This is a genomic window from Ferrimicrobium sp. (assembly GCF_027319265.1).
Taxonomy (GTDB): Bacteria; Actinomycetota; Acidimicrobiia; order Acidimicrobiales; family Acidimicrobiaceae; genus Ferrimicrobium.
In genome coordinates, this window is sequence record NZ_DAHVNP010000077.1 from 1 (window position 1) to 16,677 (window position 16,677).

13 protein-coding genes and 1 riboswitch are annotated in these 16,677 nt (G+C 55.7%); of the genes, 3 read left to right on the forward strand and 10 right to left on the reverse strand.

Annotated features, from left to right (window positions below; translation table 11 throughout):
• Positions 1-651: 651 nt before the first annotated feature.
• The 9 genes from M7439_RS12400 to M7439_RS12440 form a co-directional block, all read right to left on the reverse strand.
• Entirely contained in the window at positions 652-1,536 is an 885-nt protein-coding gene (locus M7439_RS12400) for a hypothetical protein (protein ID WP_276941602.1), read from the reverse strand.
• Between the two features lie 279 nt (positions 1,537-1,815).
• Positions 1,816-2,388, reverse strand: a complete 573-nt coding sequence (locus M7439_RS12405; RefSeq protein WP_276941604.1) for a glycoside hydrolase domain-containing protein — start codon at positions 2,386-2,388, stop codon at positions 1,816-1,818.
• Between the two features lie 2,259 nt (positions 2,389-4,647).
• Positions 4,648-5,010: a 6-carboxytetrahydropterin synthase QueD gene (gene queD, locus M7439_RS12410; RefSeq protein WP_298349023.1), complete on the reverse strand. Its 363-nt coding sequence runs from the start codon at positions 5,008-5,010 to the stop codon at positions 4,648-4,650.
• The gene (gene queE / locus M7439_RS12415; protein ID WP_298349026.1) at positions 5,010-5,651 is read right to left on the reverse strand and encodes a 7-carboxy-7-deazaguanine synthase; all 642 of its coding nucleotides are present in this window, start codon (positions 5,649-5,651) and stop codon (positions 5,010-5,012) included. Before queE ends, queD begins: the two co-directional genes overlap by 1 nt.
• Positions 5,651-6,349 (reverse strand): 7-cyano-7-deazaguanine synthase QueC, encoded by a 699-nt coding sequence (gene queC / locus M7439_RS12420; RefSeq protein WP_298349028.1) that lies wholly within the window; start codon positions 6,347-6,349, stop codon positions 5,651-5,653. The genes queE and queC overlap by 1 nt, the downstream gene beginning before the upstream one ends.
• Before the next feature lie 312 nt (positions 6,350-6,661).
• On the reverse strand, positions 6,662-7,330 hold the full coding sequence (locus tag M7439_RS12425; protein ID WP_298349031.1) for a J domain-containing protein: 669 nt from the start codon (positions 7,328-7,330) through the stop codon (positions 6,662-6,664).
• A gap of 210 nt (positions 7,331-7,540) precedes the next feature.
• Positions 7,541-8,158, reverse strand: coding sequence for a cyclodeaminase/cyclohydrolase family protein (locus M7439_RS12430; RefSeq protein WP_298349035.1), 618 nt, complete (start codon positions 8,156-8,158; stop codon positions 7,541-7,543).
• On the reverse strand, positions 8,142-9,839 hold the full coding sequence (locus M7439_RS12435) for a formate--tetrahydrofolate ligase (RefSeq protein ID WP_298349038.1): 1,698 nt from the start codon (positions 9,837-9,839) through the stop codon (positions 8,142-8,144). Before M7439_RS12435 ends, M7439_RS12430 begins: the two co-directional genes overlap by 17 nt.
• 423 nt (positions 9,840-10,262) lie before the next feature.
• The gene (locus M7439_RS12440) at positions 10,263-10,814 is read right to left on the reverse strand and encodes a YbhB/YbcL family Raf kinase inhibitor-like protein (protein WP_298349041.1); all 552 of its coding nucleotides are present in this window, start codon (positions 10,812-10,814) and stop codon (positions 10,263-10,265) included.
• Between the two features lie 510 nt (positions 10,815-11,324).
• Here M7439_RS12440 and M7439_RS12445 point away from each other — a divergent pair.
• Positions 11,325-12,149, forward strand: a complete 825-nt coding sequence (locus M7439_RS12445; protein WP_298349043.1) for a Cof-type HAD-IIB family hydrolase — start codon at positions 11,325-11,327, stop codon at positions 12,147-12,149.
• Positions 12,150-12,382: 233 nt separating this feature from the next.
• Here M7439_RS12445 and M7439_RS12450 read toward each other — a convergent pair whose 3' ends face one another.
• On the reverse strand, positions 12,383-13,117 hold the full coding sequence (locus tag M7439_RS12450) for an A/G-specific adenine glycosylase (RefSeq protein ID WP_298349045.1): 735 nt from the start codon (positions 13,115-13,117) through the stop codon (positions 12,383-12,385).
• A gap of 326 nt (positions 13,118-13,443) precedes the next feature.
• Positions 13,444-13,555: riboswitch (SAM riboswitch) on the forward strand.
• A 506-nt stretch (positions 13,556-14,061) separates the two neighbouring features.
• Here M7439_RS12450 and M7439_RS12455 point away from each other — a divergent pair.
• Positions 14,062-15,360, forward strand: coding sequence for a bifunctional o-acetylhomoserine/o-acetylserine sulfhydrylase (locus M7439_RS12455; RefSeq protein ID WP_298349047.1), 1,299 nt, complete (start codon positions 14,062-14,064; stop codon positions 15,358-15,360).
• A complete protein-coding gene (locus M7439_RS12460) occupies positions 15,341-16,474 on the forward strand; it encodes a homoserine O-acetyltransferase (RefSeq protein WP_298349049.1) in 1,134 nt (377 codons plus the stop codon). The genes M7439_RS12455 and M7439_RS12460 overlap by 20 nt, the downstream gene beginning before the upstream one ends.
• Positions 16,475-16,677: the final 203 nt, after the last annotated feature.

Genomic DNA, 16,677 nt, shown 5'->3' on the forward strand with positions numbered 1-16,677 from the left:
CTCACCGTCCTTGCCAAAACGCCTCGATGAGCTGCAAAAATGAGACGTACTCGGACACTTTTACTACCAGCTCGGACACTTTGTGAACACCTCATAATCCCTTGGTCGTGGGTTCGAATCCCACCGGGCCCACCAGGTCAGGGCATGTTTTAACCCTATGGACTTGCAGAAAAACCCAACAAGACCCAAATTGGCTATGGTGTCAGCGAAACGAGTGCCCCTTTCAACCTGCGACCTTTGTAATGATTTGGTTCTCCACACGTGTAACTCTTGGATTATGAGCCCTTGTCGCATCTCCACTCCGCTCGACCCTCTCGCGCTTTGAGGTGGATCGCTAGGCGTTCAACACCCCAGCGGCTTGTACACAAAATGCGTGTGTATCTTGTATTGTTCGTGAGATGCTTATCTGTAACTTTGGACTGACGGACTATGAAGGCATTCGCAGCCTGCGTCGCTTCCGGGTAGGTATCGGTGGCTTCGAATGACGGTAGCGCCAGTCACTCGCGTATGCGCAAAGAAGGGTTGATCGACTGATTTGGCCATCTTGGTCCCGGACAGTGCTAGATCCGGCGTGATTCGCTGAGCTACGACGCACGTCTCCAAGGATTTACGCTATATTCGTCGTTGATATCGTATGGAGAATTCTTCCGCTCAACCATTGGATGTGGGGCTTAGGGCGTTCTCAGTCCAGGTCTTTCCACTATTGGTAGTCGCCTGCTGGTAGGTGTTGTAGTAGCAGCCGGTCTTGAATCCAGTACAGCCGTAGTTGATTGTCGTGGCTACGGCCTTGGTCGGTGAGACCAATTCGACGGAGGCTACCTCCTTAGCGAGCGTCGGAGAGGAAACCGTCGTCCATGATAATCCGTCATTGGACGACTCCACTATTTCATGTGGAGCATTGAAGAGCCAGATATTTGGGCCATTAGCCGCTACGATCAGGCTGCCGACGTGCTGCTGTGTGGTGAGAGCCTTGAAAGATGCACCGCCATCGGTGCTCTCGTACAAAGTGGTCTTTGCGTTCGCACCAACTCCGAGGGCGATAGGGACATAGATCTGGGTGCCAAATGCAACGGGTGTGCCAACGGTGTTGTTCGGACTTGGAGCAAATCCCGGTATTGAGGCTGGCTCCCAGTTCTTTCCTCCATTGGGCGTAAACCAAACACCCTGATCACTATCGCCGCCGGTGATTACTCCGGCGCTGGCAGACAGCATGGCAGCTTGATAGGTGCCATAGCTGGTCGGCAGCTCCAGTTGAGCAAAGGTCCTTCCTCCGTCATCGGAGACGAACAGCGCTGGGACGTTACCGGTTTGGGCACCACCTTCGATCACCGAGATTGAGGTCACGTCAGTACCATAGTTATCCTCTACGTTGACCAGATTCGGGACATATGTTGGTCCAAGCGCTACTCCGGCCGGCCATCGAATGGGCAAGGATTCATGCGTCCATGGCGAGTTGGCGTTGGTCGCGCGAAAGATCTTAAGGTTAGTTCCTGAACTGTCCATTGCTAAAATCGAACCTTGTTCAGTGACTGTCACTGAAGTTCCTTCCACTTGGATTCCGGGTGGCAAGGCCTTCGTCGTCCATGCGAGGCCACCATTTACGGATACCGCTACTTCCTTATCTAGGAGGCGCCAAGCTGGCTCCGAGACTTTGCGAGGTGCGATGGCCTGTGCCCGTGAAGGTTCTGCTTTAGAGGTATTCGGTGCTTTCGTTGCGGAAGCGTTTGAACTGCATGCTGCAAGCAGCATCGCGGTCGAAACCGTAATTCCGATAACCTTTGTAATTTGCCGACTTGGCTCGCCTATGTATTTCATTTAGTCATTACCTCCAATAAACTGACAAGAGCCGCCGTAGGCGGTACTGCCTTCAACCGGAGCATCAACACAGTCCTCATCGACAGTGTAAATCGATGCGCCATATTTAAATGTTTGTGGTTGATATCCTCCCGCTCCGGAATTTGCTAGCTGATGAATCCGCTGATTGATATCCCATATGCCATTTGCAAGGCAGCGCAAGTTGTAGACACCCGTCGGATCATCCAGGTTGTCAGCAGGCGCTATGGCATTTGGCACGTTTGGGATCGTAGCGTACATTGAAATGTGTCCGGAGCAGGTTGGTGAATATACCTCTCCTTGGTAATGATAGACATTGGCTAGCTCATAGTCCCATCCATTTATAAAGTTCTTCGCGGCGGCATAGCAGTCGGAATTATTTATCACTTCCTCCATATCGTAATATATGGTGGCACCGCTGTTGAACCCTGCGGCTTGAGCCGCGGAAGCCGCTTCACGAGCCGCCTGCTCTCCCTGGTCAGTGGCAAGCTGGTTGTTATTTAAGGCAACTTGGTGAGGATAATCGAACTCGGTCTGGCAGCTTCCATACGACATCTGGTGGCCATACCACAGAGCTTCCACGGAGTAGCCCAAACCAAATGCGTACCACATATTCGACGCGGGGGTGTGGCTTGACAGCCGACTGAGGCCGCACCAGATCCCCCTAGATAGACTCCTATGGTGGTCCAAGGGGTGTTATTCCAGAAGTTTACTAAGTTTTGGTTGTTATCGAAGAAGTTGCTGGAACATAAGTCAAATCCTTCGGCATCTTGTTCAGTTATCCAGCCGTATGCCTTGTGGGAAGTGAATGCTGCGGTAAGTCCGAGAGGGATGATCAGGAGACTCATTGCGGCCATAAGGCGCGCGAAAGAGCTTAAACTTACCCCCCCCCCCGGACGGTCTCCATGAGCCTCATTGATTACCCCCTTTGATAGCATCTATGAAAAGTCTCGTCTGGTGTTGAGTAGGATCTTAGCACTGGGAACATAATCCTTCTGGATAGGTAGGATGATTCGGTAGGTCATCTGGTTCTACCAGGGGATCCGATGCTGCTTTGACTTTCAGGTGATCTTCATATTTGGCGAAACCGGTTTGCGGCACCTCATCGGAATCGCATTTTAACCCGGGCGAAGTGATTTGTTCTGGCGATTGGCCCTGGATGGAAGTCCGTGTAGCTAGTAAACCTGGAGGTTCGAAAGCAGGACAGCGATGGTTAGGCGATCCATTTAAACAGGTGAACATGTCGATAGTGTTGGCTAGGAACAATGTGATCGACCTATGCTCGAGGGGGTCTCCACGTGTACTTCACCCAACAATTGTGTCCGAGAACGTCCGACCCAGTCCGAGGTTGTCTCACCGCGCTTTTCAAAAGACCTCGATGAGCTGCAGAAATGAGACGTACTCGGACACTATGACTACCAGCTCGGACACTTTGTGAACACCTCATAATCCTTTGGTCGTGGGTTCGAATCCTACCGGGCCCACCAGGTCAGGGCATGTTGTAACCCTATGGACTGGACGGCGCCTTGAGCCCGGTCCTCTTCGTTTGTGAATCGTCGGTTTCTTGCAACTCCGCGACCGTTGCAACGATTTGGCTCTCCACACGTGCCTCTTTCGGATTATGAGCGCTTGTCTCACCTCCACGGCCTTCTCACGCTTCAGGTGGATCACATAGCGTTCATCACTCCAATAGAGCCACTACTCCAGGGTGCTAGTTAACAACACTCTCTGGGAATCACTCCATCCTATCCCACTAGAACAGTGCTGGTAATTGTAGCCCGAATGACGGGATTAGGAAGGAATAACCTACTGTTCCGGCCAGCTTACTAGACGCTGTATAGCAACTCACTGGTGTAAGCACTAATGATCCCTCGTTGAAGGCTGAAGACGGTATCGTATATGTGCCAAGAGAGTCCGGTAGGGCTACAGACAACGACTGGTAATCAACCTGCGTGCCCTTGTTACCTTCGTTTAAAGATGGGCATCCTGGCGCATATCCCAATTCACTATAGGCACTCTGTATATTCTTCTTAATCAGCACCAAGGGTGGTTTGGAAACATAATGGCCCTTGGGTCCGATCGCCCTTGACTGGTATAGCGATATACGCCTGCCAGTGACAGTCATTCCATAAATAGATGGCCACCCCTGTAGACTGCACGGAGACGAGGAGGTATCGGAGACCGTTAGATAGGCGTGCACCTGATTTGCCACGTACCCTTCACCGGTAATACCAACCGATACCTGACCAGGAGTGCATAGAGGTGCACTAGCAGGCAACGCTGGAGGTTTGGGTTTAGGAGGAACATATGTCGAATAGAAGGCGAACTCCTTTGAGCTGCCTTTGGTATTCGATCCAGAGATCTCGATGACCCATTTACTCTCCGGTCTTGAGAACATATGTAGCTCCTCATTGGAGGACAGATCCTTTGAGGGGAGGTAAAAGGAGAATGAAGCCTGTGGCTTTTTGCACTCCCAAGCTGTTGCAGCGACTTGTTGATGTGCTAGGAAGACATGGAACTTGATCGCTGGTGCTGCCGGTGTCGATCCGGTAGTGTTGCACGTACCACGAACGATGAGAAAACGCTTAACCAAAACTGACTTAGTTATCTGAACCGATGAAACCCCGTGCCCAGTAACCGTAATTCCTGAATTCTTCGTTGTTGAGCCGCACGAAGCCAAAACGATTGCGGTCAGAAGTACGGTAATGAATAGCTTAGGGAGTCTTATCCCTTTCATAGAATCTCCCCCCCGTTTCTATTCTGGTCGGTCCCCTTGCATTCGAGGCGGTTCATCTGAGGTGGATCACTCCAATGCTAGCTCCGCGTCTCCCCACGATAGATCGCGCCAGAGGTATGGGTTTCCCTGACCATGATTGCCGAGAGTGGGAGCGTCTCTATGAGCTGTTGCCAGAGCCATACGCAAACGTTTTCGCTAGTAGGGTTTTCCAGGCCGCCGATCTCGTTTAATAGATGGTGATCAAGTTGCGTGAGAAGTGGGGCAAAGGCCGTTGTGATTTCGGCAAAATCCATGACCCAGCCAAGGATTGGATCAACCTCGCCTTGGACATGGACCTCTACTCGATAAGAGTGGCCATGTAGGCGAGCGCATTTGTGTCCTTCCTGGACATTTGGTAGGTAGTGCGCGGCTTCGAAGGTGAACTCCTTAAAGATCTCCATCAGCGAATCCCAGTGTATTTGTGGGTCTGGAGACTCAGTCTCCACTGCGGATGAGCAAGACAGTACTCGATGGCAAGAGCTGTGTTGTGTTCACGCTCTGGCCCGTCCATCGGCTGTAGGAAGTAGTGGGTAAAGTCGAGGTTCTCGAACTGCACCGGAGGGGCAAGAAGTTGTGGAAAAACCAGTTTGAGTTCATCGCCACGATCCAGTCGAAGGGGTGCGCCAGCTTTGGGGCTGACGCAGATCCAGTCCAATCCAGGTGGCGGGGCTTGGGTTCCGTTGGTCTCCACGCCAACGCTGAAGCCAGCGTGATGGAGCGCCTCCACGGCGTCGGTGTCGAGTTGTAGCAGTGGTTCGCCTCCTGTGCAAACCACATAAGGTTTGGCTCTAGTGTGTGCCTCTCCGCCCCAGGTGCTTAAGACCGCAGCGGCAAGATCGGTAGCTGTCGTAAATCGTCCGCCCCCTGGGCCGTCGGTCCCAATGAAATCGGTATCGCAGAACTGGCAGGTTGCACTCATGCGATCCGACTCACGTCCGGTCCAGAGATTGCAGCGTGAGAACCGACAAAACACCGAAGGTCGTCCGGCTTGTGCCCCCTCACCCTGGAGGGTGTAGAAGATCTCCTTGACGATGTAGGACATCAGTGCAACCGCACGGCGAGAGCAGGATCATCTAGGCCAGCTTCGCTGAATCCCTTTTTGCGAAGGAGGCAAGAGTCGCATGTGCCGCAAGGTGCACCCTGGAGATTGGGGTCATAACAGCTATGCGTGATCGAGTAGTCGACCCCAAGGCTAAGGCCGAGTTTGATGATCTCAGCTTTGGAGAGTTCGATAAGGGGAGTGTGCACCCGCAAGCGCTGTTCTCCCTCAACCCCGGCCTTTGTAGCCAGATTCGCCATCGTTTCGTAGGCGCTAATGTACTCCGGTCGGCAGTCGGGATATCCAGAGTAGTCGAGAGCGTTGACGCCGATAAAGATATCGCTAGCACCAATCGTCTCAGCCAACGCCAGGGCGAAGGAGAGAAAAATGGTGTTGCGAGCAGGAACGTAAGTGGTGGGAATGGTATCACTGAGTTCCCCAAGATCTCGATGGTGGGGCACCCCAATGTCGTCAGTAAGGGCCGAGCCACCGAATATGCGCAGATCGATCGTGGTGATGACATGATTCACAACCCCCATTGACTGAGCAACGCGCCGAGCTGCTCGGAGCTCGATTGAGTGTCGTTGTCCATAATCGAAGCTGAGAGCATGTGGATCGTAACCCTGATGTTGAGCAATGGCTAGCACTGTTGTGGAATCGAGACCGCCACTGAGCAGTACTACCGCTGGTTGATTGTTCAAGCTTCCTCCTGGAGCCAGATGGTAGGCCTTTCCAGGCTAATCGGAGAGTGTTCGGGCTAAGCAAAGACGCCTACGTCGCCTAGGTCGGACAGAAGGTAGTTGTACCACCCGGTGACTCGTTGCGTCCAGGCGAAGGTTGGCGAGATTGCCGCGCAGAAGAGCGCGCGACTGGACGTCGCGTACCCTCTGTGGGTCGGCTTTGTTGGTGAGGGTATCGTCAACCTGGTCTGTGGATCGTCACGCGACGGGAGCGCAAGAGTCCAGGTTCTCTATCTCGATTGTTTCGTCCCGGTGCCGAGAGGACCGAGTGGCTTACCGTCGACGTCGGCCTCTCCTGGGGCTAAATACGGCGGCCAGGAGGATGCCCAGCGCGCCCAGGACGACAGAAAAACCGCGAAAGAGCTCGGCTCGAAACAGGGAAATTCCTGAGAGTTCAGTCAGCGGATCGGCCTGGAAACGACTTCGACTTCTTGCCTCTCTTCGCAATCGGAACTTACCAACCACGGCGATACCTCCCACTACGGTGGCAAGCAGTCCGATAGGCATAGCTGTGGTGGGAAATGCCAGCACAAGGATCAGGCCTGCGCCAAGGAGCAACCCAGCTGGTTTCGCGGCAAGGATACTCGACTTCTGTGGTGTTGTTTTGGCACTGGTGTCATGGTAACTCGCGCCGCTGTGTTCATTAGCACCGTAGCCGGCATCACTATAGCTGGCCCCCTGACGACTCGCATCACCGTTGGGGTTTGTCCCTGTCTTGGATCCTGCAGTTCCGTCAAGGGTCGCGTTATAGGCTCGTCGAGCCTCGGGGTTCGAGAGCGTCGTCCATGCGTCATTGATGAGCTGGAAGAGGGCTGCCGAGCCACCCTTGTCGGGATGAACCTGGAGTGCGAGACGGCGGTAGGCTGACTGAATTTCTTGCTGACTGGCGTCACGAGAGACATCGAGGACCTCGTAATACGTTCGATCAGCTGATCGTGCCATATGCCGATTCTAACCTAAATCGATGGTGCTCATCGTCATGGGGTCAGGACCAAAGCCAAACCGAGATCGTCAGGCCCCTTAAAGGTTGCAGCCAGCTTGCTGGTGATGTCGCACGGTAGGTGATTGCGACCGCAATCGTGGTGTCGAGATGCCGTGCCATAGCGATCGATGGCCATATCGACACACGGTGAGGATCACCTGTCTCCTCTCTTACTTATGTGAGCGTGCAGCTACTGACTCCAGTGCTCTTGTGCGGTAACCGGCCGCTAGGTCGATGAGCTCTGTGAGTCGGTACGCGTTTGGGTCGCTTTGGGCACTTACTAGGTTGACGAGGGCCAGCGTGGTGGCGGACCGGACGCCAGATTCGGCGAGGAGGGCTGCAGTGGTACCATCTCCGGTGAGATTGGGGTTGCCCACCTCTGTGAGATGGGCAGCGATCGCTCCGACCTCAATGCCGAGGTTGGCAATATCCAGCGATACCTGGGCGGCATGTTTGAGACGAACCCTGACCTGGTCGGCAGTGTTTGTGGAGTGTTGTTTCCGTTCTTCGCGCTGTGCCAGGATTACCTCAGCATAGGCTGTGGCGTCTGCTTGGCACAGTTTGTTGGCTCGGTCGCGCAGCTCTCGTGCCGCGCGTGCGTAATCGTTCGCGTCCGTCAGTTGCCGGGTCGATAGTAGGGCGGATTTGACGCATAGTGCTGCTGCCATGCTCACCGCGATAGCCGCAACAGAGCCTGCCGCAGGGGCAGGTTTGGGTTCGGCGACCGCGTCGATGAAGTCCTTGACGGTACTATCGAGGTACTCGGGAAGATCAACTGAGTCCGACAATTTCCCCCGTTTCGTCGATGTCGATCGATTCCGCGGAGGGATGTGCGGATAAGCCTGGCATCGTGGAGATGTCGCCGCAGATGAGGTAGACAAAACCAGCCCCGACCGAGGCACGAGCCTCACGGACCGGCATCCGCCAGCCGGTAGGTGCTCCCTTCAGCGATGGATCTGATGAGATTGAGAGGTGGGTTTTCGCGATAATCACCGGTAGGTTCCCGAAGCCATTTTGCTCATAGATCTCAAGCTGTCGACTCGCGGCCGGCAGGTAGTCGACGCCATCTGCTCCGTACACTTTCTTGGCGATGATTTCGATCTTTTCCCGTAGCGGAGCCTCATTGGGATAGAGTAGGCCAAAGTGGTTCGGTTCGTTGGCCGCCTCTGCCACCATCTCGGCGAGTTCGACCGCTCCTTTGCCGCCGGCGACGAAGTTAGTGCAGAGGGCGACCCGGGCACCCATCGACTCGGCGATCTCACGGATCGCATCGTGCTCGGAGGAGAAGTCCCCTGGGAATGCGTTGATGGCGACGACGGGGCTTACCCCGTGGAGTTTGATGTTCTCGATCTGCTTGCGAAGGTTTGCTCCACCGGCATGGACCTCGTCAGGGTTCTCTTGTAAGATGGCAGGCGGCAGTGGCCGGCCGGCGACGACTCGATGTTGGCCTGAGTGAACTTTGAGCGCTCGTACGGTCGCGACTAGGACTGCAGCGTCTGGGGTGAGACCTGAGGCACGGCACTTGATGTTGAAGAAGCGTTCTGCTCCCATATCGGCTCCAAAGCCAGCCTCGGTGATCAGGAAGTCTCCGGTGTGGATGCCGATCAAGTCTGCGACGATCGATGAATTTCCATGGGCGATGTTGCCAAAGGGTCCAGCGTGGACAAGAACCGGAGTGTTCTCCAGCGTTTGGAGAAGGTTGGGCTTGATCGCATCGCGCATCATAACCGTCATTGCACCGGCGGCCCTGAGTTGTTCTGCGGTGACGGGCTCGTGTTCGCTGGTGTAACCGATGACGATTCGACCAAGCCGAGCGCGGAGATCCTGCAAGGAGGTAGAGAGAGCAAGGACGCCCATGATCTCGGATGCGGCGGTGATGTCAAAGCCGGTCTGACGGGGGATGCCATCATTTTTGCCACCGAGCCCAATCACGATGTTACGGAGTGCACGGTCGTCGACGTCGAGCACGCGCCTCCAGGTGATATCGTGGGGATCGATATCGAGCTCGTTTCCTCGAAAGAGATGATTGTCAAGCATCGCTGCGAGGAGATTATGGGCACTTGTGACTGCGTGCATATCGCCCGTGAGGTGGAGATTGAGCGATTCCATGGGCACGACTTGGCTATAGCCGCCCCCTGCTGCGCCGCCCTTGATGCCAAAGGTTGGACCCATCGAGGGTTGGCGGATGGCGATGGTGGCGCGCCGGCCGGTGTGATGCATGGCCTGGCCTAGCCCCACCGTTGTGGTGGTCTTGCCCTCGCCAAGTGGGGTTGGTGTGATCGCAGAGACAACGACGTACTTGGCCTTTGGTCGGTCCGCCAGTGCCTCGATAGCCTCAAGTTTGATTTTGGCAACGCTATTACCGTAGGTCTCTAGTAGCTCTGGCGCGATTCCCATCTCGCGCGCGATATCGATGATGGGTTTGAGGTTGGCCGCGCGGGCGATGGTCAGGTCGCTGTCCATGGTCATGATCTATCCTTTGACGTGTTCCGATGTGGAGCATGAGTGCCACAATTTTTGATGTGCTTCGTTCATTGAGCCTACCCGCACAGTTGCCCATCAACAGAGGTTGGACTACCCGGTCCCGAGAAAGGTCACCTGAACCAGCCCATCGCTCATCCAGAACTATACAGAGTGCTTGGCTCGCTGTCATTTGGGAGCTGGTTGGCGTTGGTAAGCAGTCCAGCTTGTCAGTATCTGGTAGGTGCGGACTACAGGGCTGCCGCTGACGGCAGGTGCGGGCGCCCTCGGCACGACGATCAAGGAGCTGATGGGTATGTCGCGCTTTGCATGGGGGTAGGAACGAGGAGGTAGGTGCCTCCCACATGCAGTTTGGCCAACGATGGTCGATGCGGACGCGAACCAGCGATCGGTAACGACGCTGTCTTGCAGCTACCGCTCCTGCAACCCAATCAAGCGTCCACGAGCAAGAGCAGTGCCCGATACTCTATCGAGTAACATTGGAAAGTTCTTGATTTCGTTGGGCTTAGGAATCTTTGTGGCGAGGGCCCAAAGGCAAAATCCGTAGTGGTGAGGACCGTGGCCTGGTAGTGGCCTTGGCCCCTCGTAGCCTCGCCGCCCAAAGGTAGCCGGTAAGAAAACGAGCCCTTCAGTCTTTGGGTCGAGTCCACCAATGGGCAAACTGGAGTGTTGTGGCTCAAGCAGCGCGATCGTATGCAGAATGGGCCGTGGTAGTGGCACGTCGGTGTCTTCGATGATGAAGAGCAGTTGTACGGTGTGATCTGGCACTCCACTCCAAGTGAGCTCGGGTGATCGGTTCTGGCCAACGCCCTTGCCGGAGTGAATGAGTGGGATTTGGCCACCATCGGCAAAATCTTGGCTCGCGATGTGGATCGCATCTGGTGCCATCAAGCCTGGCAGATCCCACACGCTGTGTTGCGTGCCGGCGCGGAACCCTCTTAGCAGTTTTCCAATCGAAGCCAACGCTCCTCCTTCTTAGTTTTTTACACGCGACAAATGTACGATGTGAGCGAGCTGATGAGTAGGTCCCAAGTGGCCGAATCGCTTGGACCAGCCCAATCGCGATCTAGCGTTGAGTCTACCGAGTGAGGTAGGCGGTTGCAGTGAGCGGATCGCTCCTCGTTTGCGGCTTGATGGAGTTGCTTGTTTGGCCGGATTGACTAGCGTTACATCTATCGTTACATCTGTGGGGTGTGGTGCTGTGTGGTGTGGGCACTCCGCTGATGACCTTTGGTTCAGTGTCTCTAATTGTCGGGTGACGTGATTGGTTGGCGATGAGGAGAGATGGGGCAATGCGTTGTGAGGTACCTTCCCTGTTGGACCTCAGCAAGTGGCTGCGCCCGTCGGCCGCGACGTGATCCATCGGTTCGATGGCGTTGTCAACGATGGTTATCCCTATCGGTTGGCGGCGTTGGTTTGGTGAGCGGAGTCGGTTTGGAGCGTGGTAGGCACCTTGAGAAGATCGGAGCAAGAGTGACGAAGAACCCAACAGTACGTTTAGTCCTGGCAGATGTAGACGGGACGCTCGTCACCGACGAGAAGGTGTTGACAAAGCGTGCGATTGTCGCCGTCAGAGAGCTGCATGAGGCGGGGATTCTGTTCTCGCTCACCAGTGGTCGCCCACCACGTGGAATGGAGATGTTTATCGAACCTCTCAACCTCTCTCTTCCTTTTGCTGCCTTCAACGGCGGGCAGATCCTTTCTCCAGCCTTTGACACCCTTGTGGAACACGTGCTCGATCAAGAGGTGCTCGAGGAGATCGTTGCGGATCTGGCGAAGGCGAAGCTTGAGACCTGGTTCTACGCTGGATCAAAATGGTATGTGCCGAGTCGTGATGGTTCTCACGTCGATCGAGAATCCGCCACCGTAGGGTTTGCGCCTACCCTTATGAGCCAGCACCAGACCCCGCCGGGATCTATCGTCAAAGTGGTGGGCGTCAGCGACGATCATCACCTCATCCAGCGGGTGGCCGGACAGATCCAAGAGGCCTATGGCCAGCAGGTCTCTGCTGAGGCCTCGCAGCCCTACTATCTCGATATCACGCACCCCCTCGCGAATAAGGGTACGGTGGTGAGCTATCTGGCCGAACAGTATCATCTCGATCCACAACAGATCGCCACAATTGGGGATATGCCCAACGATGTCGATATGTTCACCGTGTCAGGGTTGTCGATAGCGATGGGCAACGCAGCGAAGGAGGTGCGCGACCAGGCGCATCGGGTGACTGCATCGAACAACGATGAGGGTTTTGCAAAGGCAATGGAAGAGTTCGTTTTGGCGACGAAGGAGAGGTCCTAACCCCTGAGCCGAGTGTCCAACGCCCATTTGTCGCCAGCCGGACGCTGATACGAAGTCCAGCCGCAGGAGGTAGGGGTGTCGCTGGCCGAGACTTGTGTTTGGTGAGTTGACGGGTGAGGTTTCAGGGGGTATGCCTTGCGATGGTGCTGGGGTCTTTTTTGTGAACCGTTTGTGCGAATAGCTCGTAGTTGGGCCCTCGTTGTTGTGAAGGTCCGTCTTTGGTCGCCATCTTGTCACGCCCTGTCGGGTTCAAAAAAACCTTCCTCTGCGAGCTCGTTGTAGACCTGGTCGAAGACCGAGTCCGACAGACCGGTGCGCAGGGCTAGCTCTCTCCTTGTCGTCACCCCTTGGGCAAAAGCGGCGATGACTCGTCCACGGAGCTGGCGATGAGAACCTTCAAAGGTCGACTGACGTCGTGGCATCGTATAAGGATCTTCTCCACGACCCTGAAACAGGCAGCCCGCTTGCAGTGGACAGACGGCACATGCGGGTTTTGGGCGACAGATCATGGCGCCGAGATCAAAGATGGCTTGGGTCCAGGCCCATGCCTGTCCGGCGGGCACCAGGTCGTCTGCTCTGCGTTGTAGCTCGCGCGTTTGCTTGGTGGCGCCAAAGAACGCACGGGAAAGGACCCGGCGCGCATTGGTGTCGAGCGCACTGACGTGATGATTGAAGGCTTGCGCAAGGATGGCGTTGGCGATGTAGGGCCCCACTCCCGGGAGGGAACAGAGGGCCTGGTAGTCGTCGGGGACGAGACCGTGGTGCTGGCTGAGCAGGTTGTTTGCGCACTCGCGCAAGCGTAAGGCGCGACGGTTGTAGCCGAGCCCACTCCATATGCCCAGCAGCTCCTGAATGGGGGCCTCTGCGAGTACGGCAATGGTGGGAAAGTGTTGCACAAAACTTGGATAGATGATGGCGACTCGGGATGCTTGTGTCTGGGTGAGCATCACCTCGGCTACGAGGACCAAGAAGGGATCCCTGGTCGCCCGCCAGGGCAATACGCGCCGATGTTGGTTGCCCCAAGCAAGGAGTTGTGTCTGTAGGCATCGTTGACGGTCGTCGAGCACTTCCATGGGTACCGAGGAGCGTAATGGCCCTATCGAACGATAGTAGCCCTTGAGGCGTGATAGCGAGGACATTCTGATGTGCCCGGATGGCTCAGGCGTGGCTAGAGGTCATAGTCATGGCGGTCGATGGCGCTTTGCGTGCATCGCTGCACCCTTGGGGCAGGTTCGGTCAATTATCTTCTCGGAGAGCTACAGGATTTGTGTTGGAGCCCGATATCATGTTTGTAGCTCAAGAATTCTGTCCTAAGCCCTCCGGCATGACAGAATGGCAACCGCTCCCGCAAGACGGTGCTACCGGAGGAAGAGCTGGTCGGTCGTGGTGACCGGCAAGGCGGGAAGCCTTCGCTGTATAGCTCGGTTTCCCATTGACTTTGGGAGGCGTGTCGTGCAACTCGATAGAGGCGGAGAGAACTTCAATATTACCCAACAGAGGAATCAGCCGTTGGTTGGTGCGTTGTTGTACGCTGAGAAAAGTGTCAAGAATGCCGGGACCTGTGTTCTTGCCGTGCGTGCGAAGTGGTGTCGACAAACTCACCAGCCTAGTGCGCGACACCGTAGTGGTCGCGAGATGTGTAGTGGCTCGCGTGAGCCCGGTGATATGTACGCGGAGTTCATCCATTAGCGTCCAGTTCGGTCGATGGCAAGCTCCCATGCGTAAGCGCGGAGTTTGTCTTCTTGGACTCGCTAGTTGGTCCCGAACGTTGGTTCGCCCTAGCGACTGACACTGATCGTATAGGCCTAGTGAGGCTGTTGATCCATCTCATCATCGCAACAAGGTTGCAGTATGTACGTCGTAGAACTCATGATCGCAGCGTCGATCTATTTCAAACAAGGAGATTACCAAAATGTCCCAATGGGGATTTGAAACACAGCAGATTCATGCAGGCGCAGTAGCGGACCCGACAACGGGGGCTCGTGCTGTACCGATCTACCAAACCTCGAGCTATGTCTTTCGTGATACCGATCACGCCGCTGCGCTCTTTGGACTTCAAGAACTCGGTAACATTTACACGCGTCTTGGAAACCCTACGCAGGCGGTCTTTGAGGATCGGATTGCCGTTCTCGAGGGTGGAGTAGGAGCGCTGGCCACCGCCAGTGGGCAGGCGGCAGAGACACTGGCGTTGGTCAACCTCGCCGAGGGTGGTGGTCATATCGTCGCATCATCATCTCTTTACGGTGGTAGCTATAACCTTTTGCACTACACGCTCGCCAAGCTCGGAATTCAGACGACGTTTATCACCAACGTCGATGATCTGGGGGAATGGGAGTCGGCGATTCGTCCCGAGACTCGAGCCTTTTATGCGGAGACGATCGGGAACCCCAAAGGGGATATCATCGATTTCGCCGGTATCGCTAGCGTTGCACACGACCATGGCATCCCCTTGGTGGTGGACAACACCCTTGCGACGCCTTTCCTGGCCCAGCCGCTGCGTTATGGTGCGGATATCGTGGTGCACTCAGCGACGAAGTTCATCGGTGGTCACGGTACCTCTTTAGGCGGGGTCATCGTTGACGGTGGGTCATTTGACTATGAGAGCTCGGGTCGTTTCCCTAACTTCACTCAGCCCGATGAGAGTTACCACGGTCTGGTTTACTCGGAACTACCAGAGGCGTTGCGGCCAGCCCGTTATATTCTGAAGGCTCGTCTACAATACATGCGTGACATCGGCGCTACGGTATCGCCGTTCAACGCTTTCCAGTTCCTGTTGGGCCTAGAGACGTTGAGTCTGAGGATGGAGCGCCATGTCGCCAACGCACAGGCGGTCGCGGAGTGGCTCGAAGCACGGGATGAGGTTGCCTGGGTCTCCTATGCTGGTCTTACCTCGAGTCCCTGGCACGCACGCCAAGAGCAGTACTTGCCGCGCGGCGCAGGAGCCATCATCGGCTTTGGGATCAAGGGCTCTGAGACCGCCGGGCAGCGGTTCATTGAAGGGCTTGAGCTCTTTAGTCACTTGGCCAACGTCGGCGATGTGCGTAGTCTGGCCATCCATCCCGCCTCGACCACCCATTCGCAGCTAACCGAGGCTGAACGCATCGCAACTGGTGTAAGCGCCGACCTTATCCGTCTGTCGATTGGTCTTGAGACCATCGACGATATCCTGGCTGACTTGGAGGCTGGTTTCCGTGCTGCAAAAGAGAGTTGAGGCGGTGACGACCGCCGCATGGCACACTGGCCTCTTTGCCGGACACCGTCAATTTGCACGGGTTCTTGATGACTTTACGACCGAGTTAGGTGCGGTGATCGGCCCTATCGACGTCGCCTACGAGACCTGGGGAACGCTGAATGCTGATCGGAGCAATGCCATACTGGTACTCCATGCTTTGACTGGGGATTCGCATGCGGTTGGTGAGGTTGAGGATGGACATGCGACACCAGGTTGGTGGAACGGACTGATTGGTCCCGGTCTGGCGATTGACACGAACCGCTACTTTGTGGTGTGCCCCAATGTGCTTGGTGGGTGTCAAGGGACCACCGGTCCCTCTTCGGTCGCACCCGATGGCGAGGTCTACGGCTCGAGATTTCCGACGATCACCATCCGTGATCAGGTGGCTGTTGAGTACGCACTCGCCCAGTTCCTTGGCATCGAACGATTCGCTGGAATCGTTGGAGGGTCGATGGGTGGGATGCGCGTTCTTGAGTGGTTGGTCGGCTACCCGGAGGCTTGCGAACGAGCGGTGGTGTTGGCGGTTGGGGCAACGGCGACAGCGGAGCAGATCGCGCTCTCCTCGTTGCAGATCCGTATGATAGAGAGCGACCCCAACTTCTGCGGTGGGGATTACTACCGTTACGGGGTTGTCCCAAGCCACGGGCTTCGCCTCGCCCGTGAACTCGCTCATCTTAGCTATCGAAGTCCTGATGAACTCGATACGCGCTTTGGGCGTCGTCGTCAATCCGATTCGGCCACGGACCTTGGTGTGGATCCCTCCTTTGCGGTGGAGTCCTACCTGTCTCATCATGGGCGAAAACTTGTCCAGCGTTTCGATGCTAACTCCTATATCCGACTCTCGGAGGCGATGAACCATCACGACGTTGGGCGAGATCGAGGTGGGGTTCTCCAGGCTCTCCGACGAGTGAAGGCAAGGGTGACCGTCATTGGGATCTCCTCTGACCGCCTCTTTCCTGTGGGACAACAGCAGGCGATCGCAGAGGCGTTGCCGACCTGTGATGGTCTGTACATTGTCGACTCGAATATCGGTCATGATGGATTTCTCGTTGAAGTGAAGGCGATTGGTGAGATCATTCGCACGGCGCTTTGAACGATCCTGGAGCGGTCCACTTCGACGTGGGCCCGTTCGTTGAACGTTCTGATTTCGGCGCCCTAGGACTCTGCTGAACAACCCACCCCCAAAATGAGGAGAAAATGAGAGGGGACATCTCGGGGTGCTTGAAGGGTTTTCCCAGCTCAAGTAGACTCTTTTCATGTTAGGAACTGAATCTCCCCAGGCCCATCTCACCGCTA